The organism is Candidatus Symbiopectobacterium sp. NZEC135 (assembly GCF_025962695.1).
In genome coordinates this window covers 1-965 of sequence record NZ_JAGFPF010000763.1, presented here as the reverse complement: position 1 = coordinate 965, position 965 = coordinate 1, and the positions used below count along the sequence as shown (strand labels likewise).

General features: G+C 44.5%; 1 protein-coding gene. It reads right to left on the bottom strand.

Features of this window, described 5'->3' with window-relative positions; genetic code table 11:
• Nucleotides 1–6: 6 nt before the first annotated feature.
• A complete protein-coding gene (locus J5224_RS30290) occupies nt 7–546 on the bottom strand; it encodes a fimbrial protein (protein ID WP_264628749.1) in 540 nt (179 codons plus the stop codon).
• Between the last annotated feature and the right edge of the window lie 419 nt (nt 547–965).

Genomic DNA, 965 nt, shown 5'->3' with positions numbered 1-965 from the left:
AGACCATTACTGATACTGAATAGAGTAGACAACGTTGCTAACAACCGTACCCGCAGTAGTTGCACCTTCCGCAAAGTAGCGCACGATGTACGGCAGGTTGGCGCTGCCTGAAGTAATATCTACATAGGTGTTACCGTTGAGTTGACTCTGGTTACCCGCTTCAACTACCGCACGAGACGGGCTGGAACCATCAAGCAATTGCAGGCTGACGTTGGCCGCTGTCCCGGTATTATTCAAACGCCCCGTCACAGAATCCACGGTTGCCCCCGCTTCGAAGAATGCCGATGCGGTTTCCAATGTGCCCGCACAATTATTCAGTGCCAGGGTAAAGCCCGTATCACCCGCCGTTTGGCCGGTGGTGGATAACTGGTTCGTTCCAATCGTGGGCAACACAACGGTTGCATCCGCGGCCTGACCATCGACAACGACATCACAGGTATTAGCGTTCAGTTGTCCATTAAAAGTGATCGTGCCGGTTGACGCCGCGTGTGCCAGACCAACAGACATCATTGCGATAGCAATGGAAGAGAAAACGATCTTATTCATTTACATATACCTTACTGGGTTATAATGCCTAATGTTGATATTTAAATATCGCCTGAACATTCACATGACGATAAATTAAACATCTTTGTTCAAAGCCGCTGACGTTTCCCATAAACATGAAAAACGTTTATTTAGTCACCTGGGATGCTTTCAATAGACTTCCAGAAAAGTAAAACAAAAAAAACACACCAACATCGACTAGCGGAATACACTATAAAGCCCGTCAGATAATGGGGTAAAGAAAGTAATTTTTATCAGTGATAAATTAATGCTATCTCTTCATTTTAACCAGACAGAAAAGCACAAAACTTTTCAAATTAAAAACAAATTTACATTACACAACGCTGTATAAAATGGCAAGAAAGTGATGGGACACGATCTTTTTACCCGTTTGCTGGGCTCATCAAGGGCGTTCTCTT